This window comes from Bosea sp. F3-2 (assembly GCF_008253865.1).
In the GTDB taxonomy this organism is placed as follows: Bacteria; Pseudomonadota; Alphaproteobacteria; order Rhizobiales; family Beijerinckiaceae; genus Allobosea.
Genome location: NZ_CP042331.1, coordinates 4,603,143 through 4,625,083 on the forward strand (window position 1 = coordinate 4,603,143; position 21,941 = coordinate 4,625,083).

22 protein-coding genes and 1 pseudogene are annotated in these 21,941 nt (G+C 64.3%); 8 read left to right on the forward strand and 15 right to left on the reverse strand.

Going from position 1 to position 21,941, the window contains the following annotated elements:
• The first annotated feature begins 119 nt into the window (after positions 1 to 119).
• A complete protein-coding gene (gene ku / locus FQV39_RS21250; RefSeq protein ID WP_149132101.1) occupies positions 120 to 920 on the forward strand; it encodes a non-homologous end joining protein Ku in 801 nt (266 codons plus the stop codon).
• A gap of 144 nt (positions 921 to 1,064) precedes the next feature.
• Here ku and FQV39_RS21255 read toward each other — a convergent pair whose 3' ends face one another.
• Positions 1,065 to 1,286 (reverse strand): hypothetical protein, encoded by a 222-nt coding sequence (locus FQV39_RS21255; protein WP_149132102.1) that lies wholly within the window; start codon positions 1,284 to 1,286, stop codon positions 1,065 to 1,067.
• A gap of 465 nt (positions 1,287 to 1,751) precedes the next feature.
• Here FQV39_RS21255 and FQV39_RS21260 point away from each other — a divergent pair, with 465 nt between their 5' ends.
• A complete protein-coding gene (locus FQV39_RS21260) occupies positions 1,752 to 1,955 on the forward strand; it encodes a DUF4167 domain-containing protein (RefSeq protein WP_149132103.1) in 204 nt (67 codons plus the stop codon).
• Between the two features lie 492 nt (positions 1,956 to 2,447).
• Here the strand turns inward: FQV39_RS21260 and FQV39_RS21265 are convergent, their stop codons facing one another.
• The 3 genes from FQV39_RS21265 to FQV39_RS21275 all read right to left on the reverse strand — a co-directional run bounded on the left by FQV39_RS21265 (position 2,448) and on the right by FQV39_RS21275 (position 5,952).
• The gene (locus FQV39_RS21265; protein ID WP_149132104.1) at positions 2,448 to 2,747 is read right to left on the reverse strand and encodes a hypothetical protein; all 300 of its coding nucleotides are present in this window, start codon (positions 2,745 to 2,747) and stop codon (positions 2,448 to 2,450) included.
• A gap of 1,449 nt (positions 2,748 to 4,196) precedes the next feature.
• On the reverse strand, positions 4,197 to 5,003 hold the full coding sequence (locus FQV39_RS21270) for a class I SAM-dependent methyltransferase (RefSeq protein WP_149132105.1): 807 nt from the start codon (positions 5,001 to 5,003) through the stop codon (positions 4,197 to 4,199).
• 538 nt (positions 5,004 to 5,541) lie between these two features.
• Positions 5,542 to 5,952, reverse strand: coding sequence for a helix-turn-helix transcriptional regulator (locus FQV39_RS21275; RefSeq protein WP_149132106.1), 411 nt, complete (start codon positions 5,950 to 5,952; stop codon positions 5,542 to 5,544).
• 393 nt (positions 5,953 to 6,345) lie between these two features.
• Here FQV39_RS21275 and FQV39_RS34420 point away from each other — a divergent pair.
• Positions 6,346 to 6,516: pseudogene (locus FQV39_RS34420) on the forward strand (DUF7696 family protein); the annotation flags it as partial.
• Between the two features lie 389 nt (positions 6,517 to 6,905).
• Here the strand turns inward: FQV39_RS34420 and FQV39_RS21285 are convergent.
• The 10 genes from FQV39_RS21285 to FQV39_RS21330 form a co-directional block, all read right to left on the reverse strand.
• The gene (locus tag FQV39_RS21285) at positions 6,906 to 7,220 is read right to left on the reverse strand and encodes a DUF3303 domain-containing protein (protein ID WP_149132108.1); all 315 of its coding nucleotides are present in this window, start codon (positions 7,218 to 7,220) and stop codon (positions 6,906 to 6,908) included.
• Between the two features lie 420 nt (positions 7,221 to 7,640).
• The gene (locus tag FQV39_RS21290; RefSeq protein ID WP_149132109.1) at positions 7,641 to 7,838 is read right to left on the reverse strand and encodes a helix-turn-helix transcriptional regulator; all 198 of its coding nucleotides are present in this window, start codon (positions 7,836 to 7,838) and stop codon (positions 7,641 to 7,643) included.
• Between the two features lie 504 nt (positions 7,839 to 8,342).
• A complete protein-coding gene (locus FQV39_RS21295) occupies positions 8,343 to 9,128 on the reverse strand; it encodes an SDR family oxidoreductase (RefSeq protein ID WP_149132110.1) in 786 nt (261 codons plus the stop codon).
• On the reverse strand, positions 9,128 to 10,057 hold the full coding sequence (locus tag FQV39_RS21300) for a dihydrodipicolinate synthase family protein (RefSeq protein WP_149132111.1): 930 nt from the start codon (positions 10,055 to 10,057) through the stop codon (positions 9,128 to 9,130). Before FQV39_RS21300 ends, FQV39_RS21295 begins: the two co-directional genes overlap by 1 nt.
• 8 nt (positions 10,058 to 10,065) lie before the next feature.
• A complete protein-coding gene (locus FQV39_RS21305) occupies positions 10,066 to 11,505 on the reverse strand; it encodes an FAD-binding oxidoreductase (protein ID WP_149132112.1) in 1,440 nt (479 codons plus the stop codon).
• Positions 11,506 to 11,507: 2 nt separating this feature from the next.
• Positions 11,508 to 12,191 (reverse strand): aspartate/glutamate racemase family protein, encoded by a 684-nt coding sequence (locus FQV39_RS21310; protein WP_149132113.1) that lies wholly within the window; start codon positions 12,189 to 12,191, stop codon positions 11,508 to 11,510.
• Positions 12,188 to 12,850, reverse strand: coding sequence for a flavin reductase family protein (locus tag FQV39_RS21315; protein WP_149132114.1), 663 nt, complete (start codon positions 12,848 to 12,850; stop codon positions 12,188 to 12,190). The genes FQV39_RS21310 and FQV39_RS21315 overlap by 4 nt, the downstream gene beginning before the upstream one ends.
• Positions 12,851 to 12,855: 5 nt before the next feature.
• On the reverse strand, positions 12,856 to 14,100 hold the full coding sequence (locus tag FQV39_RS21320; protein ID WP_149132115.1) for a Zn-dependent hydrolase: 1,245 nt from the start codon (positions 14,098 to 14,100) through the stop codon (positions 12,856 to 12,858).
• Between the two features lie 5 nt (positions 14,101 to 14,105).
• The gene (locus FQV39_RS21325) at positions 14,106 to 15,455 is read right to left on the reverse strand and encodes a dihydroorotase (RefSeq protein ID WP_149132116.1); all 1,350 of its coding nucleotides are present in this window, start codon (positions 15,453 to 15,455) and stop codon (positions 14,106 to 14,108) included.
• Between the two features lie 49 nt (positions 15,456 to 15,504).
• Positions 15,505 to 16,602, reverse strand: a complete 1,098-nt coding sequence (locus FQV39_RS21330) for a DUF917 domain-containing protein (RefSeq protein ID WP_149132117.1) — start codon at positions 16,600 to 16,602, stop codon at positions 15,505 to 15,507.
• 178 nt (positions 16,603 to 16,780) lie between these two features.
• Here FQV39_RS21330 and FQV39_RS21335 point away from each other — a divergent pair, with 178 nt between their 5' ends.
• The 5 genes from FQV39_RS21335 (at position 16,781) to FQV39_RS21355 (ending at position 20,848) form a co-directional block, all read left to right on the forward strand.
• A complete protein-coding gene (locus tag FQV39_RS21335) occupies positions 16,781 to 17,707 on the forward strand; it encodes a LysR family transcriptional regulator (RefSeq protein WP_149132118.1) in 927 nt (308 codons plus the stop codon).
• A gap of 144 nt (positions 17,708 to 17,851) precedes the next feature.
• The gene (locus tag FQV39_RS21340; RefSeq protein WP_248313098.1) at positions 17,852 to 18,727 is read left to right on the forward strand and encodes a substrate-binding periplasmic protein; all 876 of its coding nucleotides are present in this window, start codon (positions 17,852 to 17,854) and stop codon (positions 18,725 to 18,727) included.
• A gap of 14 nt (positions 18,728 to 18,741) precedes the next feature.
• Positions 18,742 to 19,491 carry an amino acid ABC transporter ATP-binding protein gene (locus tag FQV39_RS21345; protein ID WP_149132119.1) on the forward strand — a complete coding sequence of 250 codons (750 nt, stop codon included), beginning with the start codon at positions 18,742 to 18,744 and terminating at the stop codon, positions 19,489 to 19,491.
• An 8-nt stretch (positions 19,492 to 19,499) separates the two neighbouring features.
• A complete protein-coding gene (locus tag FQV39_RS21350) occupies positions 19,500 to 20,174 on the forward strand; it encodes an amino acid ABC transporter permease (protein ID WP_149132120.1) in 675 nt (224 codons plus the stop codon).
• Positions 20,171 to 20,848, forward strand: a complete 678-nt coding sequence (locus tag FQV39_RS21355; RefSeq protein WP_248313099.1) for an amino acid ABC transporter permease — start codon at positions 20,171 to 20,173, stop codon at positions 20,846 to 20,848. The genes FQV39_RS21350 and FQV39_RS21355 overlap by 4 nt, the downstream gene beginning before the upstream one ends.
• A gap of 172 nt (positions 20,849 to 21,020) precedes the next feature.
• On the opposite strand, the gene FQV39_RS21360 is transcribed toward FQV39_RS21355, so the two are convergent.
• The gene (locus FQV39_RS21360; RefSeq protein WP_149132121.1) at positions 21,021 to 21,872 is read right to left on the reverse strand and encodes an NHL repeat-containing protein; all 852 of its coding nucleotides are present in this window, start codon (positions 21,870 to 21,872) and stop codon (positions 21,021 to 21,023) included.
• Between the last annotated feature and the right edge of the window lie 69 nt (positions 21,873 to 21,941).

Consider the following 21,941-nt stretch of genomic DNA (forward strand, 5'->3'; position numbering starts at 1 on the left):
AACTCCGGACGCAACACCACCCGATTCAATGCCGCGTCGACCAGCATGTTCCCAGACGCGGGAACTGTTCTGGCCGATCAGCATTGAATCCGGAGTTTCGTTCGCGGAGTTACGTTGTCATGCCCGCTCGGACCTATTGGAAGGGCTATCTCAAGCTGTCGCTGGTGACGTGTCCGGTCGCGATGACGCCAGCGACCTCCGAAAGCGAGAAGGTCCGCTTCCATACGCTGAACAGGGACACCGGCAACCGGATCATCAGCCGCTACGTCGATGCTGAGAGCGGCAAGCCCGTCGACCCCGAAGATCAGGCCAAAGGCTACGAGGCCGAATCCGGCCGCTTCGTTGTGATCGAAGAGGAGGAGTTGGAGGCAGTCCGGCTCGACACGGTTCGCACCATCGACGTCGACGCCTTCGTGCCAAGGGATTCGATCCCGTGGGTCTACCTCGACAGCCCGCACTATCTGGTTCCAGACGATGAGGTCGGGGTCGAGGCGTTTTCCGTGATCCGCGATGCCATGGCCGCCGCCAAGATGGTCGGCATTTCTCGCGTGGTGCTCTACCGGCGCGAGCGGGCGGTGATGCTGGAGCCGCGCGACCGCGGCATCGTGCTTTGGACACTGCGCTACGGCGACGAGGTCCGCGACGAGAAAGCCTACTTCTCCGAGATCGACGAGGTGAAGCCGGAACCCGAGCTGCTCGACCTGGCGCAGAAGTTCATCAAGGCGAAAAGCGCCGATTGGTCGCCGGAGTTGGTCAAGGATCCGGTCCAGGAACACCTGCTGAAGCTCATCGCCTCGAAGAAGCGTCGCAAGGGCGCGCGCGTATCTGCAAGCCGCGAGGACGGCCGGCCGGCCAATGTCGTCAATCTCTTCGATGCGCTGAAGAAGAGCCTGCAGGCGGACAAGTCGCTGCGGTCTTGACCGTATCCCCGCTCGGCCGCCCGGCCCTGAGAACGCGACGCGCATTCATGAACGCAACCTCGCCACGAACGGGTCGCAAACGGGCGGTGGGTCGATTAGTTCCTCAAGATGAAGAGCCCGCCGGCAATCGTCGGCGGGCATGGCTCAGCTGAGCACCGATTGATTGTAATGAAGCAGGACGTTCCGCTTCAGATCCTCCTCATCGAGCGCCAGGGGTGCAAAGCCGGCGACGAGATAGGCGATTCTCTTGCGCTCCCTTTCATGCTCCGATTTGGGAACGGACGTCTTGACCTCGTTCCAGACGGCCTCCAGTGCGGCATGGGCCCGAGCGAGATCTGCTGGGTCGCTCAACGATGAAAACGGCATGTCTCCTTCCCCCTAGAAGTGGACCGCGGAGAAGGATTTAGGAGCGGAGGAGCGGTTCGCAAGAGTGCAGAATGACGATCGGAACAGCCGTCTCCGACCGCCGTTGAATCGTTGGTATTAGCGTTGTGTGAGGTGTGCCATGGTTGCGTTGCGAAAGCCTGCAGGGCCGTCCGCGCGCCGGCCGATGCCACCTCGGCGCGAGCTTTATCGGGAGCGCTGCCAAGATGAGTATGGCAACCACTATATCGTCATTGTCTGGAGCGAGTGGCCCGGCCTCCCAACGACGTCCTACACGCTCAAGGACGGCACGCCGGTTCGTTACGAAGACGAGTACCGCTTCTCGCTTCCGTCGGGGAAAATGCTAACTCGTTGCGAGGATTGATCCACCGCATCCAGCGATCCGGCGAAGCCCAACCTTAATGCGCAAAATCGCTGCGCAGATAATGGGGCTTAGGAGGGCAACACATGAATCTCACAAATCGCAGGCTGCGAGGTCGAGATGGGCGCAATCAAGCCGAAGGGCAGATGGCGTGCGACCTTCAAGCACGTTACGACCGCCTCACCGTACTGGCCCGAGGGTTTGAAGCGGTAGGCGACAAGATTGATGCTGAACGCCATTATCAGCAGGCCGATCACTATCGCCGATTGTTGAACCGCAAAGCCGCATAGGGGCTCCAGCTCGGCTCTTTCGCGCCCTCTGGGAGAATCATCGGCCGCGATTTCGATCCGTCGCAGGCGATCCGCAATGGACAGCTCGTCGCGGGAACGCCCCGCGCGACCTAGCCGAACTTCTGAATGGCCAGAAGCATCGCAATAGCCCCTATCCACGCGGCTGCATGAAGCGCAGTCTGTCCTTGAGCGGCCAGAAATTGTCGCCAGCGCGGCCGACAACCTCTCCGGATACGCTCCTCGGCATTATCGCGGCCGATTTGCTTCCAATGGCCCATCGTGCGGTCTCCCGACAAATGCTTATTCGAGCGGCGCAACGGTGGGCGTGCAATCTGAAGGTCAAAGCTGTCCCAGATTTCCACAGGAGGTATTTCGCGCGCCCTCAAGTGGACGGCAAACCTCTCACCCGCTTCACCATCGCCCCTGCCTTCACGGCTCTCGTGTTCGTCGCTGTGTACCGGTGGCTGATGGGGGCTTGGCGATAGAGCGGGCTTATTCCGGCAGCCGCTGTCCCGCCAGAAAAGTGGCGACCGTCAGGGTGTGTTTTGGCTGCGCCCGGCAATGGCTCTCCACAACGGCAAGGATTTCGCCGTCCCCATATCGCGACAACCTCGAGCGGGAGTGCTGGCGCAGCGCATCGACCACCCATCGGCCGATCGTGTCACGCATGTCTTCGTCGGACGCCGCGCGCTTTATCCAGTGTTCGCAGGTGATGTAGTCCTGTAGGAACTCGCCCTTGCTCGGTTCAGCGCTGAGAGCACTCAAAGGAATCGCCGCAAGGCAGAGTGCCAACCACGCTCCGCGCATCATTTTGCCCCAATCTGTCTGCCCCGGCCGCGGACTTTACCCGTTGCCGCCCTTCGGTCCAGCGGCGATATCGTTTTTCCGCGCCGTCTTTCTTCAGGCAATGGTCCCACGTCTGCGCACCGAGATTGATCGCTATGCGGCACTGAAGGCGAAGGGATGAGGTCAGCTCTCGACCCGATTGCGGACACTGGCCTGTCGCATCATCATGGGATGGATAGTGTCTATGTCCTCCACCAGACGCCCAAGGCGGTCCGGCATATTGGCGGTCCGTCGTGGTTGACATGCAGATGGGCAATTGATCGGCACGCTAACGGCAATACTGTCGCTATTCAGAGGTAAGGGCGGTGTTCTCGCAATTGCAGCTAGGGTTCGCTATCATGCGGCTATCCCGTCCTGTATTGGCGGGGTGCCTGCTCATCGCGCCCTTTGAGGCATTGGACAGAGCTTCCGCTCAGGAATTTCAGCCAACGATGGGGACTATAGTTTCCGAAGCGCCGTACCCTTTCGTTCGCTTCATCGCGCAGGGTTTTGGCGTGCCGGACAGGATCGACCGTCCGCGGACCCATCTTCTCTTGGCACTGGAACCTTGGCCTCACAAAGGCCCCCCGACCGGACCAAATTGGATCGGCCGGACCGAACTCAGTGAGACATGGGTGAATCTGAAGCACAGCGGCTATGCGTTCGGATGTTTATCCGTCGATCATCGGCGGAAGCCCGGGCAGTTGCCGCCCCGCAAGCCTTTCATTGGACCAACGTTATTGTCTTGCCCCGCCGCTGGATAGAAGCGAAACGTCAGCTTTCGACCCCCGTTGCAGAAGTTGGATGTTTACCGCCAGATACGACCGATTTCCCTAAGGCTGTGAACGATGCCTCTCGACAGATCTGCCTTGCTCGTGGCTGCCTTCATTGTCGCGCTTTCGGCTCCCACCGTAGCTCAGCAGCCCAAAGACGTTGACCAACTTGGTTGCTGGCAGACCGAAAGGCGTGAAGTTCCACGCCAAGGCACGTTCCATGCTGCGTTCTGCTTTCTCAAAGGAGGGCGCATCTCTGGAGCTGACCTCCATGGGACTTCTGGACGCAGTTTAGAGGGCCGATGGCGGCGCCTAGGTCGGGCGCACGTCGAGATAGGCGGTCAGAATTGCGGTTTCAAGCGGTCGCGTGATGGTACGATGATGCTGCTTTCGGGCTGCCCGAAATATGCGCGCCAGTGGTTTAGGGCCGAGCCCCGACACGTGCTCCTTGGCGCGCGGTAAACCGTCTGCTTCCGGCCCAAGTCGGACCTCGTGCGGGACGCCATGGAGCGACCGCTGTTGGCCGAGAGCAGTCGGACTGCCTTGAGCGACCGGAATGCAAAAGCGGAATTCATCTAGTTTCGATAGACGTCGCAGTTTGGCCCACCGGACCATAGCCAGGCCCATTGCACGCCCTCCAGGATCAGGCTGGGACCAAGCCGCGCACCACACGGACCATCATGGGAAATGATCGGGGTCCATCCGGCAAGCCAACCAGATATCCGGCACGAACATGCTGCTCGATCGAAGCGCGGGCGTCATCCGAAAGTGCCATCAACATGCCTGTGACGCTGCCCGGGCCGTCGGTGAAGGTAGCCCAATAATCCGCGAAGGACTGATACTCGCAATCCACGACAACGGGAACCTCCGTCACGTCGGCGAGGCCGATCTTCCGCCACAACGCCGCTTGACCGTTAGGCCAGAATTGCTTGCGCCCCGCCCGCATGGATCTCATCCTGGCGACGTCGCTCTCAAGCACAGCACCGGTGTTATAGACGAGGTCGAAGGCGGGCATGCCACCAAAGAACTGGGTAACAGCGGACGCGACCACGCCGCCCGGACGGGTCACGCGCTTCATCTCGGCAACTACCTGTTCAATTTCCGGGATTACGTCCAGGGCCAGCGTGGAAACGGCCGCATCGAATACGTTATTGTCGAACCGCATGTGCCGGACATCGCCGTGTTCATAGGCGATATTGGGGTGGGATCGACGAAGGCGGGCTCCTTCCAGGTATCCCTCCGATGCATCAACACCGATCACATGCGCGCCCGCCTCGGCCAGTGCTTTCGTCAACACACCTGTCCCACAGGCTACATCGAGTACGCGACCGCCTGGAGCGACATTGACACGGGCGAGAAATGGGCTTGCCAGATGTTCGCTCCAGCGCCCCATGAAAGCCTCGTAGACGTCGGCATCAGCCCAATTATATCGTAGTTGTGCGGTTTCCATGACTTGCCATCCTCCCTCGATCACGGATGGACCTTAACACGGCCATACGGGCCGCGCGGATCGCCGTCACACCCGGGCAATCCAGCGGAACCTTGTTTGCGCTTCCCAAGAAACATGACGCAGTGGCGGCCCTGAAATCACACTGGCCTTCCCGTCGGGTGTGCTCCGAGGTCCCGCTTTGGTCGGTTTGACCAGTTCGATCGGCGTAGGTCGAACGGTGGGTATGGGCGCGATACGGCCGAACCCTCGCCCTCGCGGCAACGGCCGCTTCCCACCCCATCGCGGACCTCCGGCCAAACCAAAAGGCCCACCCCCTTCCGGAGAAAGACGCCGAGCCACCCACGCCATGGGAGGGGAAAGGCGCCAGCTCGGCGCCACGCCGCATCGAAGGCGCCCCAAGAGCCTGCCCCGAAATGGTGAACGACAGGCGAGCAATCTTCACGCTGCGCCCGGGGGGAAGGGCTAAAACGCAAAGTGGCCCCGCCCGATCAGACGCCGAATCTGCCCCCTCCCCGATTCCCTCAGCAGCGCTCGCCTTTCATGCACAGCGAGATTGGTTGCGGAAGTTGCGAGGCGTAGTTCCAACCATTCGGCGGAACGCTCGTGCAAAATGAGCCGGGTCGCTATATCCAGCCGCGAATGCGATATCGATGACCTTATCATCTGTGCTCTGGAGAAGTTCTGCGGCTATCTCGAACCGCACCATATCGAGCAGATCCGAGTACTTGAGACCTGCGAGCGCTAGCATACGCTGCAGACTTCTGAGGCTCATTCCCAGAATAACAGCCACCTCCGGCGCAGTTGGTGCTTTCTCTTCGTAGCTGCGACGCATCGACGATTTTATAGCCGCTACGATTCTGCATGCTCCGGAATGATGAGAAGCAAAAATAAACTTTTCTGGAAAAGGCGACCTTGTTGGATGAGATCCCACGATCATAGCGTCGGTCATGATGCTTGCCCCCCCCCGGCCGCACAAAAACCAAAAGCATAGATTTTAGAGATAGATGGACGAACAAAAATTGCCCTACGATCTCAATTGTTCTCCAATATCATCATAAAAACAAGCGGGATGATTTGTTGGTATGATGAAAGTATTTTATCGAATCTATGAAGGTTATCCTTCAAAACCCGCCACGGCGAGGCGCGAGAGCGGCGGCAGGACTACTCGCCATCGTGGGTGAGCCTGATGTCCCGCCGCCCCTCACTGACCGGGAACCGCGACGAACACGGCCAGAAAGCTCCTTATTTTAAGGTCGCTCCAGCAATCGCAGTTTGGAACATCAACGGAGCTCCGTGCGCCTCGTAGTAGCGGTTCAGGCGACGCAAGAGAGCCTGGTCGGAGGAGTGGAAGCACGAATGCGAGATCCGTTTTCTCGCCGGCTTACCCCTGGCCAAGCGCAATGAAGTCTTCGACGAGCCTCAGAAGGGTATGAAATTCAAACGCAGCGAAGCCGCTGTGGCGTTCCTGCGCGCCGAGATCGATCGCTATGCGGCGCTGAAGGCGAAGGGCTGAGGTCCTCCACCAACCGATTGCAGACTCCGTCATGGCGCCGGTGGCGTCATCGTAACAATGGTTCCGGCGGAGATGCGCCACGCGTCAAGGATTGGCGGAACTGCGATCTTCGGTGCGCGTTGCCGGGCTAGGGAGGATGCCCCATGAATGCCCTGACGATATCCATGCTAATCACGGCCGCGATTGTCGCGACTGCCTGTAGCACGACCGAGCAACGGGTTGGAGGAGCTGCTGTCGGTGCTGGCACCGGCGCCGCGGTAGGTGGACCAGTTGGCGCGGTTGTCGGCGGAGCGGCAGGTGCCGTTACAGCTCCAACGGTCGTAAAGGAGACTCGGCGCGCGACACGCCGCTGACCGATGTCAGGTCGCCCCCCATCGCGGTCGCGCGCTTCAAGCGCTCGCCAGACCATCGCGCCAAGCAATGACTTCGAGTTCGCCGCGCACGGCGTCCTCGACCGGAATAACGGGTCTCGCCTGAAATTCGAATGCGGGGAGCATGGAACAGAACTTGTGGACGGTGAGCGGATCGTCGCAGTCCGCCAACATGTAACCTCCCCAATCCCCTACTCGCACCACGAAGAGCTCGATCTTGAAGTTTTCAGGCGCCTTCCACTGGCGAAAAACTTCAAGTATCCGCTTCTGCGCGTTCTCATACTCTATGGCTGAACCTTGTGGTCGTTCCCACCAGCTGATCATGTATTTCATGGCGTCATCTCCCGCTTCTGCAGTCGACTCAACCCCGGTCAGATCTCAGGACGCGTCCAGGATGGATGCGACCGCGCTATCAAGTTCTACCCAGCGACCGCTCTGCACAAGGGCGACGCTTGCCTTACGGCATTCACAAGATCAGGATAGAAAACCGGGCTGTTGAACATGGCGGAGATGCGCCGATGTTATTGTTATGTGGAGGAACGCGCCCCGATGACGCGGCCTGAAACGAAAAAGCCGCCCTTCCGAAGGACGACGACCAGCGACACCCCTCGGTGCCAGGTGCCGCCTGCTATGAAAGCCTGGCGTGCGGCGCTGAAGGCGTAGCCTAAGCACCCAAGGACAATAGGCGGCGGCCACCCAGTTCTGCTAGCCTTGCCTTACGTCTGTTCCTGCCGAATCTGACGGTTAGTACGCTCAAGCGCCTACTGATGTTTTACTCTTTTCAATGATTTCGATGATCTCGCGAAGTTTGACATATTTTCGAGAGTTGAAGAGCCTGTATGTAGGGATCTGGCCTGCTTTGGCAGCGCGATAGAATTTGAAGATGGGAAGCCCTAGCGCTTCGGACGCTTCCTTTAGCGTTATTAGTTTGTCGTCTTGCTGGTTTTGCACGGTGCATTGTCCTTGTATGAGTGTTTCTACCCTCAAAAACGAAAACGCGCTGTAATCCGCTGCAATTTCGGTGATTGTTGAGACGAAATCAGTAGGGTTACACGGCAGTTGCAGGTTTAGCGGTTCGTGCACATCCGAGATTGGCGAGCGCCTACAGACTTGGCGCTCCAGTTCATTTTGAACGGAGATGGATCTGATCCGCCGAAAGCGCCGATTTCGTACGTGTGTAAGATATTGGAATTAAATGATAAATCGCTTGCCAAGGTTGGGGTCGAGGGTTCGAATCCCTTCGCCCGCTCCAAACAATCTCAAGCGATGAGAAGCATGCAAGCGTCGGATCTTCCGGCGCTTTTGCTTTTGGGCCTGGGCGCCGAGGACGTGCGAAACGCTCCGCGCCTGTGCCGGGGACGAGCCACGGGTATTCCATCCCCCGATCGATACGGCGGGCGTCACGTCCAGGAAACTGCGCCAGCTTTCGTGTCGCTGGCGCAGACGAGTCCAGGTTCAGATGCCCCTGATCAAGCCGCCGTCGATGCGGATCTTCGCGCCCGTCACATAGCTTGCCCGCTCGCTGGCGAGGAAGGCGACGACATCGGCGAATTCCTGCGGCTTGCCGTAGCGGCCGGCGGGAATCGTCGCCATCGAAGCCTGGGCGACAGCCTCGCGCGTGCCGCCGCTACGGGCCGCCGCGGCATCGTCGAGCTGGTCGACGCGCTCGGTGTGGATGCGGCCCGGCAGAACGACGTTGACCGTCACCCCGCTGCCCGCAACCTCCGAGGCCAGCGTCTTCGACCAGCCGATCACGGCGGCGCGGATGCCGTTGGAGAGGGCAAGGCGCGGAATCGGCTGCTCGACGCCGGAGGAGGCGATGGTGACGATGCGGCCGAAGCCGCGCTCGGCCATGCCGGGCAGCAGGCTCTGCGCCAGATGGAACAGATTGGCGGCCATGCCCTCGAAATGCTTCAGCCAGTCGTCGCGCCTGGCATCGCGGGCCTCGCCCGGCGGCGGGCCGCCGGAGTTGCCGATCAGGATGTCGACGCCGCCTTCCGCGACGAGGCGGTCGGCGAGGGCCTCGACCGAGGCGAGATCGGTGAGATCGAGCTTCGCGCCGCGGACCCGGCCGCGCTGATCCGCGGGCAGGGCGGCGATCCAGTTTTCCGTGACATCGCTGCTGCGCGCCGCGGCGATGACGGTCGCGCCTTCGGCCGCCAGCGTCTGAGCGATGGCCGCGCCCAATCCGCGGCTCGCGCCCAGCACCAGGGCGCGCTTTCCGACTAGTCCCAGATCCATCAGCCGATCTCCTTCAGGCGCCGCTCCTGCCGCGCGATGAGCCGTTCGATATCGGCGATATCGGCCTTCGACAATGCTCCGCCCGGCTTGCGCAGGGTGGCGGAGGCGATGGCGCCACGCTTCGCCAGCGTATATTTGCGGATGGCGAGGCCGAGGCCGGGCTGCTGCTCATAGCGGGCAAGCGACAGATAGGCGTCGAAGAGATCATGCGCCCGCTCGACTTGGCCAGCCGCATGCGCCTTCCAGACATCGACCATCATCTCGGGATAGGCGAAGCCGGTCATGGCGCCGTCGGCGCCGCGCGAAAGCTCTTCCGGCAGGAACATCCCGCCATTGCCGACGAGGATCGAGATGCGGCGGCCGCCTTGGTCGCTGGCCGCGCGCAGGGCGGAGATCTTTGCGAGGCCGGGCCAGTCCTCATGCTTGAGCATGACGCAGCTCGGATGGGCGGCGACGATCTTCAGGATCACGGCCGGGGTGATCTGCACTTGGGTGACGAGCGGGAAATCCTGCAGGACGAAAGGCGTCTTCGGTCCCAGTGTCTCGGCCACCATGGCGTAGTAGGAGACGATCTGATCGTCGGTCCGCAGGTTGGAGGGCGGTGCGACCATGACGCCGGCGGCGCCGTCGCCCATCACGCTCTCGCTGAGCTCGCGCATCGCCGCGAAGCCGGGTGCGGAAACGCCGGCGACGACCGGGACGCGGCCCTGCACCCGCGCCAGCACGCGGCGCACGAAGATGCGGGATTCATCCGCCGTCAGCTTCGGCGCCTCACCCATCATGCCGAGGACGGTGAGGCCAGTCGCGCCCTTCTCCAGGTAGAAATCGACCATCCGGTCGGTGCTGTCGAGATCGAGCGCGCCGGTCTCGGTGAAGGGCGTCACCGCGATGACGTAGACACCCTTCGCGGTTTCATCGAGCAGAACCATGATCGTCCTCAGTTGGGGGTGGAAGCGGGCAGAAGCTTGCCCGGCAGAAGTTTGCCCGGATTGAGCAGGCCTGCCGGATCGAGCAGGTGCTTGAGCTGATGCATCAGTTCGAGTTCGAGCGGCGCCTTGCGCAGCGGCATCTCGGCGACGCGCAGCTGGCCGATGCCGTGCTCGGCGCTGATCGAGCCGCGTCGACGGCCGATCTCGTCATGGACGATGCGGGTGAGCGCGGGCGCGAGCGCCGCGAAGGCTGCGGCATCCTGCGCTTCGGCCGGCAACAGGTTGTAGTGCAGGTTGCCGTCGCCGAGATGGCCGAAGACGATCGGCCGGACGCCCGGCGCCACCGCGCGGACGGCGACGTCGGCCGCAGCGACGAAATCGGCCATGGCGGAGACCGGCATCGAGACGTCGTGCTTGGCCGCCTTGCCCTCGCGCACCAGCGCTTCGGACACACCTTCGCGGATGCGCCAGAAGGCCCGGGCCTGCGTGCCATCCTGCGCAATGGCGGCGTCATGCACGAGGCCGGTCTCGATGCTGTCGGCCAGCGCGGCTTCGAGGCGCTCGCGCAAGCCGGGCTCGTCGTCCTGATCGGAGAGTTCGATCAGCACCGCCGCCGGCGGCATGATGGCCAGCGGCAGGCGCGCATCGCCGATATGGCGCAGGATCAGCGCCAGACATTCGCCGGTCATGAATTCGAAGGCGGTCAGCCGGTCGCCGCAATGGTCTCGAATCGCCGACAGAAGGGCGAGCGCGGCGGCTGCGTCCTGAACGGCGACGAAGGCGCTGGCGCGGGCATGGGGCCGGGCGAAGAGCTTGAGCACCGCACCGGTGATGATGCCGAGCGTGCCTTCCGAGCCAATGAAGAGATCGCGTAGCGCGTAGCCGGTATTGTCCTTGCGCAGCGCCGTCAGCCCATCCCAGATGCGTCCGTCGGCGAGCACGACCTCAAGGCCAAGGGTGAGCTCGCGCATGGTGCCGTAGCGCAGCACCGCGACGCCGCCGGCATTGGCTGCGAGGTTGCCGCCGATGGTGCAGCTGCCCTCGGCGCCGAGGCTGAGCGGGAAGAAGCGCCCCACCTCCTGCGCCGCCTGCTGTACCTTGGCGAGCACGATGCCGGCATCGACGGTGATCGTGTTGCCGACGATGTCGATACTGCGAATGCTATTCAGTCTTATGAGCGATAAGACGACCGCGCGACCCGACATGTCCGGCGTGGCGCCGCCGGACATGCTGGTGTTGCCGCCCTGCGGGACGACGGGCACTTCGTGGCGCGCGCAGATGCGCATTGCGGCGGCGACCTCTGCGGTCGAGCCGGGGCGCAGGACGGCCCGCGCGGCGCCTCGATACTTGCCGAGCCAGTCGGTGAGGAAGGGAGCCTGATCCTGCTGGGAGACGAGGACATTCGCCTCGCCGAGTGCCTCGGCGAGTGCGGCAATCAGATCGTCCATGTTCAGCCTCCGCGGAGGGGGTGCCCGCCCCAGCCCAGCTGCACGCGCCCGATCGCCATCGTCACCGCCGCCTGGGTCGGCTCGACGATCGGGATGCCCAGTTCTCGTTCCAGCGGCTCGCGGAAGCGCGCCATGCCGGCGCAGCCCATGACAAGCACATCGGCATGATGCGCATCGCGCAGGCTGCGGCCGACGGTGATCATGCGGCCAAGCGTGAGCGTATCGTCCGCCATCTCGGCAATGGTGAGGTTCACCGGCAGGTCGCCGGCGAAGCGGTCCATCATGCCCATCGCGCCGAGATAGCGCAGGTGGCGCGGGATCGAGTTTTGCAGCATCGCGACGATGCCGAAGCGATGGCCCAGCGTCAGCGCCGTCAGCACGCCGGATTCGGCGATGCCAAGCACCGGCTTCTCGCTCTGCTCGCGCAGCGCATGCATGCCGGGATCGGAGAAACAGGCGACGACGAAGGCGGCGGCCTCGTTCTCCAAGCTTGCGGCGCGCCTCAGCAGGGCCGGGATCAGCCCGTCGACGTCGCGCTGGGACTGGATGCCGGGCGGTCCCTCGGCCAGCGTCAGGCATTCGATCGCGGGGCCGCCTGCCATGCGCAGCGGCGCGACGGCGACATCGATCTCCCTGGTCACGCGCTCGGTCGAGTTTGGATTGATGACGTAGATCGTGCCGCTCACGACACCTCTCCTTCAGGGATGGTTCGCGTCCGTTCGCGCCAGCCTGCCAGCGTCTGGCGCAGAACCTGGAACCGATCGCGCAGGGTGACGTACCAGTCGGCGCCGTGCAGGCGGCCGACGAGGTCGAGCCTGTCGATATCGACATGCAGGCGCTCGTCGACGATGCCGTCGCGGATGTGGAGATGGACGATCTCGCCGACGACGAGGTTGCGATGCCGTGTGCCGAGCGCAAGCGAGACGGTCTCGCGGCATTCGAGCTGGACCGGGGAGGCGATGAGCCGCGGCGCTGCAATCGCGGCGCTCGGCGCGGTCGTGAGCCCCGCCGCCTCGATCTCATCGACCTCGCCGGGGAAGTCGATGGCGCAGATCTGCATCGCCTCGACCATGGCGCGGTCGACGAGGTTGACGACGAAGCTGCCGGTCTCGCGGATGTTGCGCATGGTGTCCTTCAGCGGCGAGGGGGCGTTGTCGCGCCCCTCGATGCCGAGCACGACCAGCGGCGGGGCATGGCTGAAGACGTTGAAGAAGCTGAAGGGTGCGGCATTGGCGCGCCCCTGCGCATCGACCGTGGTGACGAGCGCGATCGGGCGCGGCAGCACGGTGTTGACCAAGAGCTTGTAGAGATCGCGTTCCGCCAGATCGCTCGCTGCCCAGTCCATCGGCTTTAGCCCAGGCTCACATCGAGCAGGCGCACCGTCTCGGCCAGCACGCGTGCGCCGTCGCCGGCCTGCTCGGGTGTGATCGATTCCTCCGGCGCATGGCTGCGCCCGTCGAGGCAGGGCACGAAGATCATGCCGATCGGACCGGTATGGGCGACGAAGACACCGTCATGGCCGGCGCCGCTCGGCAGGTCGCGGGTGGCGAGCCCGAGCGAGCTTGCGGCATTGGCGATGGCCGAACGGATCTCCGGCGCGCAGGCTGTCGGCGCGACATGGCTGATCGGTTCGACCGCGATGGCAAGGCGCAATTCCTCCAGGGCGGGCTGCAGATCGCGCACCAGCGCATCGCCGAAGGCCTTGACCGCCGCCTCGTTGCCGGAACGGACTTCCAGAGTCAGGACGGCTTCGCCCGGCACGGCATTGGCGGCATTGGGGCTGACCTCGATGCGCCCGAAGGTGGCGACCAGGGGCTGGTTGTCCCGCGCGGTGGCGAGCGCCCGCTTATAGGCGGCCTCGATCAGCTTTGCGGCGCCGACCAGGGCGTCGGCCCGCAGAGGCATCGGCGTCGCGCCGGCGTGGTCGGCCCGGCCGGTCACGATGATGCGCTCACGGCGGATGCCGACGATATCGGTGACGATGCCGATCGGGATGCGCTCGTTCTCGAGCACGCGGCCCTGCTCGATATGGACCTCGACATAGGCGGCGACACCACCCGCCGGCCGCTTGACCGAAGCCAGCTCCGCCGGCCTGCCACCGATGAAGGCGATACCTTCGCGCAATGTCATGCCATCCGGGCGGGTGAGGGCAAGATGCTGCTCGGTGAGTGCGCCGGCGAGCGCGCGGCTGCCGATGCAGGAGAGGCCGAACTCGCTCGGCTCCTCCGCCAGGAAATCGACCACCTCCAGCGTATGGCGCAAACGGTCGCCGCGCTCGCTGAAGCTCTGGGCCACCTCCAGCGCGGCGAGCACGCCGAGGATGCCGTCATAGCGGCCGCCTGACGGCACCGTGTCGGAATGCGAGCCGATCAGGATCGGCTTCAGCGTCGGATCGGCGCCAGCGAGCCGGCCGATCAGATTGCCGGCCGCGTCGAGCTCGGTCTCCAGCCCGGCGTCGCGAAATTCCGCCACGAGCCATTCACGGCCTTCGAGAAAGCGCGGGGTGAAGGAGCGGCGCGTCCAGGGGCGCTCCGGATCGGTGATCCGCGAGAGCGCCTCGATGCGCCGCCAGAGCCGGTCCTGATCGATCGCCATGGCGCTCAGGCCGCCGGACGCAGGAAGCGGCCGTCGCCGGCCTTGTTGCGGATTTCCTTGCCGTCCCAGGCGAGCTGGCCGCGGACATAGGTCGCGGCGACGCGGACGCGGAACTCGCGGCCTTCCATCGAGCTCCACTTTACGGCCGACAGGCTTTTGCTCGGATCATGGATGAAGCGGCCTGGCTCCAGCACGGTGATGTCGGCATCGGCGCCGGCTTCGAGCCGGCCCTTGTCGGCGAGCAGGAAGGCCTTGGCCGGCCCCTCGCAGAGCTGCTTCACCACGATGCTCGGTGAAAGCCCGTGCTCCTCGCAACCGGTCCAGAGCGCCGGCAGCAGGGTCTCGATGCCCGGGCCGCCCGAGGTGTTCTTGAAGATCATCGGATCGCCCTTCTTCTCCAGCCCCCAGGAGACGTGGTCCGACGAGATGAAGTCGCAATGGCCGGCGGCGAGGTGGCTCCAGAGCAGGTCGCTCTCGGCCTTCGGGCGGATCGGCGGGTAGTGCTTCACCTTGGCGCCGAAGCGCGGCACATGCTCCTCGGCATTGAGCATGAAGTACTGCACGCAGCTCTCGACCGTGGCCTTGTGGCCGGCACGCTTGTACATGTTGCAGATCTCGAAGCCGCGCGAGGTCGAGACGTGGACGGCATGGGCGCGAGCCCCGGTCTCGGCGCCGATTTCGTAGATGCGGGCGGTGGCGAGGTTCTCGATCAGCGGGGTATGGGCGCGCAGGAAGGCGTCCGGGCCGGTATCACCGGCTTCGACGAGCCTGGCGATATTGCGCCGGGTCATCTCCTGGTCCTGGTTGTGGACGCCGCAGAGCAGGCCGGTCGGCTCGATCAGTTTGAAGGCCTCGTAGAGCGTGTCGTCGCCGATGCGCGGGAAGCGCGTCGGGTTGGCTTCGAAGGTCGAGAACTTGAAGGCGCAGGCGCCGGCCTCGACCAGGCCGGGGATGGCATGGAGTCCGTTCTCGATGGTGATCGTGGCGTAGAGCGCGACATCGACATGGGCGTCGCGCTCGACCACGGCGACCTTCTCGTTGAAGAGCTTGGCGCTGGTAACGGGTTCCGGCTCGTCATAGGGCATGTCGACCATGACGGTGACGCCGCCGGTTGCCGCCGCCCGCGAGCACATGCCGATGCCTTCGTGGTTGGCCTGGCTGCCGGAATGGACCTGCCCGTCGATGACGCCCGGCATGATCCACTGGCCGCGGAAATCCTGGGTCTCGCGGGCCGAAGGCGGCGTGCCGGAGCCGACCTTGCCGATCTTGCCGCCGGTGACGGCGACATAGCCGTCCTCGATGATCCGGTCGGACAGCACGATGTTGCCGCGAAGGACGAGATCGAAATCGCTCATGATCGGGGTATCCGGTTGATATTGCAGGCTGTGAGGAGAGGCGCGCGGCCTAGCCTTCGCGGCCGAGCGCGTAATCGGTGAAGTTCATGCCGAGCGCCTTCTCGACGATCGGATAGACGCTGGGGTCGGTCACGCTGGAGCTCAGCGGGATCTTGCTCTTGGGCACGCGCAGGACCGAGAGTTCCATGCCCTCGCGGACATGGCCGGCGCTGACAGGCTGACCGTCGGCGTCGAGCGTCGTAATGACATCCGGGAAGCAGGCGTGCCGGGCGCCGTCGAGATCGGTGACCGCCATGTACTCGTTCATGACATGGATGACGCGGGCGGCCGTGCCGGTGCCGACCTGGATCGTGCCGATGTCGAATGCCTCGTTGGTGTAGCGGACACCTTTCTTGGCGACCGGGCCGCGCGCGATGATCGAGCCGCCGGTCTGGTCGCAGATCGCGTCGATCACGGCGGTCCCGCCCCTGGGCTTGGCGTCGAGGATGCGCTCGCCCAGCGCCAGCGCCATCGAGATGCCGCCGAGCGCGGCGTTCTTGCGGACATAGGCCGCCGAGACGGGGTTGCGGCAGGAGGCGATGAAGCCGCCGGACATGTCGGAAGCGGTTCGCAGGATCGGCGAGACCTTGGCGGTGGCGCCGCGTGTCACCAGCTCGATGTACTGGTTCTTCGCGCGGTTGCCGCCGACGGCGACCTGGATCGTCGCTTCCGGGCTGTTGGCGAGGCCGATCGAGCCCATGTCGCCGGTAGGATGGGCGCGGATGTCGCCGACGGCATCGACGACCTTGACGCCGAGGATGGCGCTGGGAAGCCAGGCGTTCAGCGTGCTCGACATGCCGTTCTGGCCGATGATTAGGCCATAGATCGGCTTGCCCAGCGCCTCCTGTAGCAATTGCACGGCCTTGACGTAGTCGATGCCCCACATCTCCCATTCGGTCGTGCCGGCGGGCGCGCCGATGGCGGCGGCGGTGGCGATGATGGCGTCGTCGGGGATCTCGTCCATGGTGACGAGCTCGGGCCTGCCGGTGTTGACCGCGGCGGTGCCGAGCATGCGGCCATGATCGGCCCAGCCGCCTCCACCCGCGGCGAAGACCGAACCGCCGGCAACGGCGGCCTCGACATCCTTCATCGTCAGAGAGCGTCTCATCGGCCGGCCTCGTCCCGCATAAGTTGAGAGCATTGTTTAAGCGAAAAACCGGTTCCCACTTTTTCGCGCAATGCTCTGTCCCGAGCCGGTCGTTGCCGGCGCGACGAGGAGCTTAGAGCGCTATGCGCGAAATGAATCATGCTTATTATGCGACCGACCATAATTGGATGTTATCGCCATGCGCCTCAATCTCCGGCAGATCGAAGTCTTCCGCGCCATCATGATCACCGGCTCGATCAGCGGTGCCGCGCGGCTGCTCTCGGTCTCGCAGCCCGCGATCAGCCGCCTCCTGGCCTATACGGAGGACAGGCTGGCCCTGCGCCTGTTCGAGCGCGTGCGCGGTCGCGTGCAGCCGACGCCGGAGGCGCGTCGGCTCTTCCAGGAGGTCGATCAGGTCCATCAGGGCGTGGTCCGGGTCAACGAACTGGCCGAAGAACTGCGCGAGCGCGGCACGGGCTCGGTGCGGATCGTTGCGAGCCCGAGCGTCGGGCAGGCGCTGGTGCCGGACGCCATCGCCCGGCTGCGCGAGCGCTTCCCCGATCTGCGCGTCGAGTTCGAGGTGCTGACCCTGCTCGAGATCGTCGCCAAGGTCGTGGCCGGCCGGGCCGATCTCGGCGTCTCGATCCTTCCTGTCGACGAGCCGACGCTCGACACGGAAGTGCTGACCGAGGGGCGGCTCATGGTGATCATGCCGCGCGACCATGCGCTGGCGCGGCTGCGCGTCATCCGCCCGGCCGATCTCGTGCCCTATCCACTGGTCGGCTTCGGGCCGCAGACGCCTTATGGCGACGTCGTCGGGCGCGCGCTCGCGCTGAAATCGGCGCCTTTACGCATCAGCACCGTCGTCCGCTTCACGCCGGTCGCCTGCGCGATGGTCCGGGCTGGCGCCGGAATCGCCGTCGTCGACGAGTTCGTGCTGCGCGGGCGGACCTGGCCGGAGCTGGTGTCGCGCCCGCTCGCGCCCAAGACGCGGGTCCGTGCACATCTTCTGACGCCGCGCTTCGAGCCGCTCTCGCGAACGGGGAACGCTTTTGTCGACATTTTGCGGGGCCTGGTGCCGCCTATGCCCAAAGGCAAGGACGCCGAGCCGGCCGAAAGCGCTTAACATCATGTTATGGAAACCCGACAACAAATAATTGGCTGGGCATGATTTCGCCCTGTTAGGCTTCGCTCCAGACGTGGCCGGATTGTTGCAAGAACAGGGGCGCGACAATCGCGGCGTGGCCGTCGCACAACGGGAGCGGGAAGCATGAAACTGAATTCGATCGGGATGGCGCGCGCCGCCGTCAGAGGCGTGGCATTGGCCGCCCTCATCGCGATGCCGGCCATGGCGCAGGACGCCGACCATCCACAGAACGAAAAGCTGAAAGTGGCCTGCGATCTCGGTTTCGCACCGTTCTGCTTCAAGACGCCGGCGGGCGAGACGACCGGCTTTACCTACGACATGTCCGTCGCGATCGCCCAGAAACTCGGCCGCCCGGGCGTCGACGTCACGGATTCGAACTTCTCGGCGATTTTCGCCGGCCTGTTCTCCAAGCGCTACGAGATGATCCCGGCGCCGACCAACATCACGCCCGAGCGCGCCGCGCAGATGCTGTTCAGCGAGCCCTATATGCCGACGGGCCTCGGCTTCCTCGTCAAGAAGGGCGGCAAGATCGCCAATCTCGAGGAGCTGAAGGGCAAGGCGCTGACCGTCAACAACGGCTCGATCTCGGACAAGTGGCTGACCGACAACGAGGCCAAGTACGGCTTCACCATCCAGCGCTACAACAAGAACGCCGACGCGGTGCAGGCGGTCATGATCGGCCGCGCCTTCGCCAACGTCGCCGACGCGCCGGTCTCGCGTTATGTCTCCACGCAGACGCCGACGGCGGAAGTCGCCTTCGTGCTCGACAGCGGCCGCAATTTCGGCATCGCCTTCCGCAAGGAGGACGCCGCATTCCGTTCGCAGGTCGAAGGCGCGCTGGAGTGCATGAAGACCGACGGCACACTGGCGAAGATCCACGAGAAGTGGTTCGGCGTGAAGCCGGACGCGAACTCCTCGTCGGCCAAGGTCTATCCCGGCACCGGCGCGCCGGATTTCGAGGGCTATGACGCGACCGAGCGCAAGGCTGCCTGCAAGTGACCTCGCTGCCCGCCATGACGGCCACGCCCACCGAGACGATCGTTTCGATCGAGGGGCTGCGCAAGAGCTTCGGCAATGTCGAGGTCTTGCGCGGCGTCGATCTCAAGGTCGGCAAGGGCGAAGCCGTCGTGATCGTCGGCTCCTCCGGTTCGGGCAAGAGCACCTGCCTGCGCTGCATCAACCGGCTGGAGGAACCGACGGCGGGCACCATCCGCGTCGGCGGGCAGGAGATCACCGGCCCGAAGGTCGATCTCAACCTGCTGCGCCGCCGGATCGGCATGGTCTTCCAGGGCATCCATCTCTATCCGCACAAGACCGCGCTGGGGAACGTCACCCTGGCGCTGCGCAAGGTCGTCGGCCTCGGCAAGGACGAGGCGGAGAAGAAGGCCCGCCACCATCTCGAAGTCGTAGGCCTCGCCCACAAGGCTGATTCCTATCCGGCAGAGCTCTCCGGCGGCCAGCAGCAGCGTGTCGGCATCGCCCGCGCCATGGCGCTGGAGCCGCAGGTCATGCTCTTCGACGAGCCGACCTCAGCGCTCGATCCGGAGCTCGTCGGCGAGGTGCTCAACGTCATGGTCCGCACCAAGGAGATGGGCATGACCATGATCGTGGTGACGCATGAGATGAAGTTCGCGCGCGATGTCGCCGACCGCGTCGTCTTCATGGACCATGGCGCGATCCTGGCCGAGGGCACGCCGCAGGACATCCTGGTCACCCCGCAGCACCAGCGCATCCGCGATTTCGTGATGCGCTCCCACGGCTGACGGCGCGCATGGACCAGATCGTCCGCTACTTCTTCGACTTCCCGCTGATGGCGGCCTATTGGCCGGACATCCTGCGCGGCTTCCTGATCACCGTCGAGATGTCGATCCTGACGGTGGTGATCGGCATCCCGCTCGGCCTCGCGCTCGCGGTCCTGCGGCTCTACGGCATCCGGCCGCTGAACTGGCTGATCATCTTCTACATCGACTTCTTCCGCTCGATCCCGCAGCTCGTCCTGATCGTGCTGGCCTATTTCGCGCTGCCCTATTTCGGGCTGGTGCTGGAGCCGTTCACCGCTACGGTTCTGGCGCTGGCGATCGTGCTCTCGGCCTTCTCCGAGGAGATTTTCTGGGCCGGCATCAACGCCGTGGCGAAAGGGCAATGGGAGGCGGGGCGCTCGACGGGCTTAAGCTTCACCCAGACGCTCGCCTACATCATCCTGCCGCAGGTGGTGCGGATCTCGATCCCGCCGCTGACCAATCGCGCCATCGGCATCAGCAAGGGCACGACGCTGGGCTCCGTCGTGGCCGTGCCGGAGCTGCTCAACGTGACCTCCAGCATCCAGTCCAACGTGGCCAATCCGACGGCGCTCACTGTCGGCGCGTTGCTCTTCCTCCTGCTGTTCCTGCCCTTCGTGCGCTTCACACGCTGGCTGGAACACGTCTACGCGCATCCGAGGTCATGATGGACGAGCTCGTCACGACCTTCTTCAACTTCGACGTCCTCGCCCAGGTCTGGCCGCTGCTGCTGCAGGGTTTCTGGATGACGCTGGCGCTGGCTGCGGTCGCCGTGCCGCTCTCGGTGCTCACCGGCATCGCCATCGCCATGGCGCAGGACGTGCCGAGCAAGCTGTTGCGCGTCCTGCTCATCGCCTATGTCGACGTGCTGCGCGCGATCCCGCCGCTGGTGCTGCTGATCTTCATCTTCTTCGGCCTGCCTTTCCTCGGATTGAAGCTCAACGAGTTCACCGCGGCCGTGCTGGCGCTGACGCTGAACGGTTCGAGCTATTTCGCCGAGATCTTCCGCGCCGGCATCGAATCCGTGCCGAAGGGCCAGCGCGAGGCGGCGCGCTCGACGGGGCTGAGCTGGTACAAGAGCATGATCCATGTCGTCGTGCCGCAGGGCACGCGCAACGTGCTGCCGGACCTGATCAGCAACACGGTCGAACTGGTGAAGCAGACCTCGATCGCTTCGGCCGTCGCGCTGCAGGAGCTGCTGCGCTCGGCGCAGCTCGCCCAGGGCCTGCTCTACAACCCGACCCCGCTGATCGCGGCGGCGATCGTCTACTTCCTGATGTTCTGGCCCTTCGTGCGGCTGGTCTCGCGGCTGCAGAACCGCACGGCCGTCTCCGCGGCATGACGTACCGGCGCTACGCCGGTGCCTGCCGATTTTGCACGGAACCACGCCGTCATCCCGGGCTTGACCCGGGATCCATGCCGGAGCGCTTTCGATGAAAGTTCAGGCATGGATCCCGGATCTCCGCTTCGCTCCGTCCGGGATGACAGGCGTTTCTCTCGGAGCGCACCAGGTATTACGGCGCGATGGGGAAGAGGCGGGTGATGCGGTTCGGATTGGTCTCGGCGAGAAAGATGTCGCCGGCGGGCCCGAGCCAGAGGCCGTGGGCTCCGTTGAGGACCGGCCGGCAGCGACCGAGCAGGGCGCCATCTGCCGAGAGCAGGCTCAGCGTCGGGATGGAATCGCAGACATGAATCCGGTCTTCCGCATCGGCGACGACATCCTGGGGGCGCAGGAAGGCATCCCATACCGCCAGAAGCTCGCCTTCGGGCGTGAAGCTCTGTACGCGGCTGTTCTCGCGATCGGCGACGATGACGCGTCCGTCGCTGAGCACGCAGATTCCGTGCGGCGTCAGGAGGGCGCCCGGTGTGGTGCCGACCGAGCCCCAGCTTGCGATCAGGCTGCCGCTCGCGTCGAAGCGGTGGATGCGGCCGTTGCCGTAGCCGTCGGCGACGTAGAAGCCACCATCGGGCGCGAAGGCGATGTCACTAGGATGGTTGAAGGGCTTGCCGGGCTGATGGCTCTCGCCGATCTGCTGCCGCAATTGACCTTCGGCATCGCAGAAGAAGATGCGATGGGCATCGCGGTCGACGATGGCGAGGCCGCCATCGGGCGTCGTCGCGATCTTGTGGGCATCGAGACAGAGCGCCTCGCCCCAGCTCCGCAGGAAGCTGCCGTCGGCTGCCAGCGTGACCACGCAGGGGCCGTCAGGATCGACGGCGCTGTCACGGCGCAGCAGGACATGGACGAGCCCGTCCTTGCCGACCACGAGATCGGTGATCCGCCCCGACGTGGCGGGCAGGGCGCCCCAGGGGCGCTCGATGCCGAACAGCCGCTCGCCGAGCGCAACGCGCAATTCCGTTTTCATCCTGACCTCGTCGCTGTTTCGCGCGCTGTGGGTGGCCATCGCTTCAGGGCCCCGGCCGCATACGGAGAA

What these genes read in the sequence shown, in the direction of transcription:
- FQV39_RS21340 (WP_248313098.1), top strand. Translation starts at nt 17,852, where the DNA reads ATGAAACTGAATTCGATCGGGATGGCGCGCGCCGCCGTCAGAGGCGTG.
- FQV39_RS21315 (WP_149132114.1), bottom strand. Translation starts at nt 12,850, where the DNA reads ATGGACTGGGCAGCGAGCGATCTGGCGGAACGCGATCTCTACAAGCTC.
- FQV39_RS21285 (WP_149132108.1), bottom strand. Translation starts at nt 7,220, where the DNA reads ATGAAATACATGATCAGCTGGTGGGAACGACCACAAGGTTCAGCCATA.
- FQV39_RS21305 (WP_149132112.1), bottom strand. Translation starts at nt 11,505, where the DNA reads ATGGACGATCTGATTGCCGCACTCGCCGAGGCACTCGGCGAGGCGAAT.
- FQV39_RS21330 (WP_149132117.1), bottom strand. Translation starts at nt 16,602, where the DNA reads ATGAGACGCTCTCTGACGATGAAGGATGTCGAGGCCGCCGTTGCCGGC.
- FQV39_RS21260 (WP_149132103.1), top strand. Translation starts at nt 1,752, where the DNA reads ATGAATCTCACAAATCGCAGGCTGCGAGGTCGAGATGGGCGCAATCAA.
- FQV39_RS21350 (WP_149132120.1), top strand. Translation starts at nt 19,500, where the DNA reads ATGGACCAGATCGTCCGCTACTTCTTCGACTTCCCGCTGATGGCGGCC.
- FQV39_RS21270 (WP_149132105.1), bottom strand. Translation starts at nt 5,003, where the DNA reads ATGGAAACCGCACAACTACGATATAATTGGGCTGATGCCGACGTCTAC.
- ku (WP_149132101.1), top strand. Translation starts at nt 120, where the DNA reads ATGCCCGCTCGGACCTATTGGAAGGGCTATCTCAAGCTGTCGCTGGTG.
- FQV39_RS21275 (WP_149132106.1), bottom strand. Translation starts at nt 5,952, where the DNA reads ATGACCGACGCTATGATCGTGGGATCTCATCCAACAAGGTCGCCTTTT.
- FQV39_RS21320 (WP_149132115.1), bottom strand. Translation starts at nt 14,100, where the DNA reads ATGGCGATCGATCAGGACCGGCTCTGGCGGCGCATCGAGGCGCTCTCG.
- FQV39_RS21355 (WP_248313099.1), top strand. Translation starts at nt 20,171, where the DNA reads ATGATGGACGAGCTCGTCACGACCTTCTTCAACTTCGACGTCCTCGCC.
- FQV39_RS21295 (WP_149132110.1), bottom strand. Translation starts at nt 9,128, where the DNA reads ATGGATCTGGGACTAGTCGGAAAGCGCGCCCTGGTGCTGGGCGCGAGC.
- FQV39_RS21300 (WP_149132111.1), bottom strand. Translation starts at nt 10,057, where the DNA reads ATGGTTCTGCTCGATGAAACCGCGAAGGGTGTCTACGTCATCGCGGTG.
- FQV39_RS21255 (WP_149132102.1), bottom strand. Translation starts at nt 1,286, where the DNA reads ATGCCGTTTTCATCGTTGAGCGACCCAGCAGATCTCGCTCGGGCCCAT.
- FQV39_RS21345 (WP_149132119.1), top strand. Translation starts at nt 18,742, where the DNA reads ATGACGGCCACGCCCACCGAGACGATCGTTTCGATCGAGGGGCTGCGC.
- FQV39_RS21325 (WP_149132116.1), bottom strand. Translation starts at nt 15,455, where the DNA reads ATGAGCGATTTCGATCTCGTCCTTCGCGGCAACATCGTGCTGTCCGAC.
- FQV39_RS21335 (WP_149132118.1), top strand. Translation starts at nt 16,781, where the DNA reads ATGCGCCTCAATCTCCGGCAGATCGAAGTCTTCCGCGCCATCATGATC.
- FQV39_RS21360 (WP_149132121.1), bottom strand. Translation starts at nt 21,872, where the DNA reads ATGAAAACGGAATTGCGCGTTGCGCTCGGCGAGCGGCTGTTCGGCATC.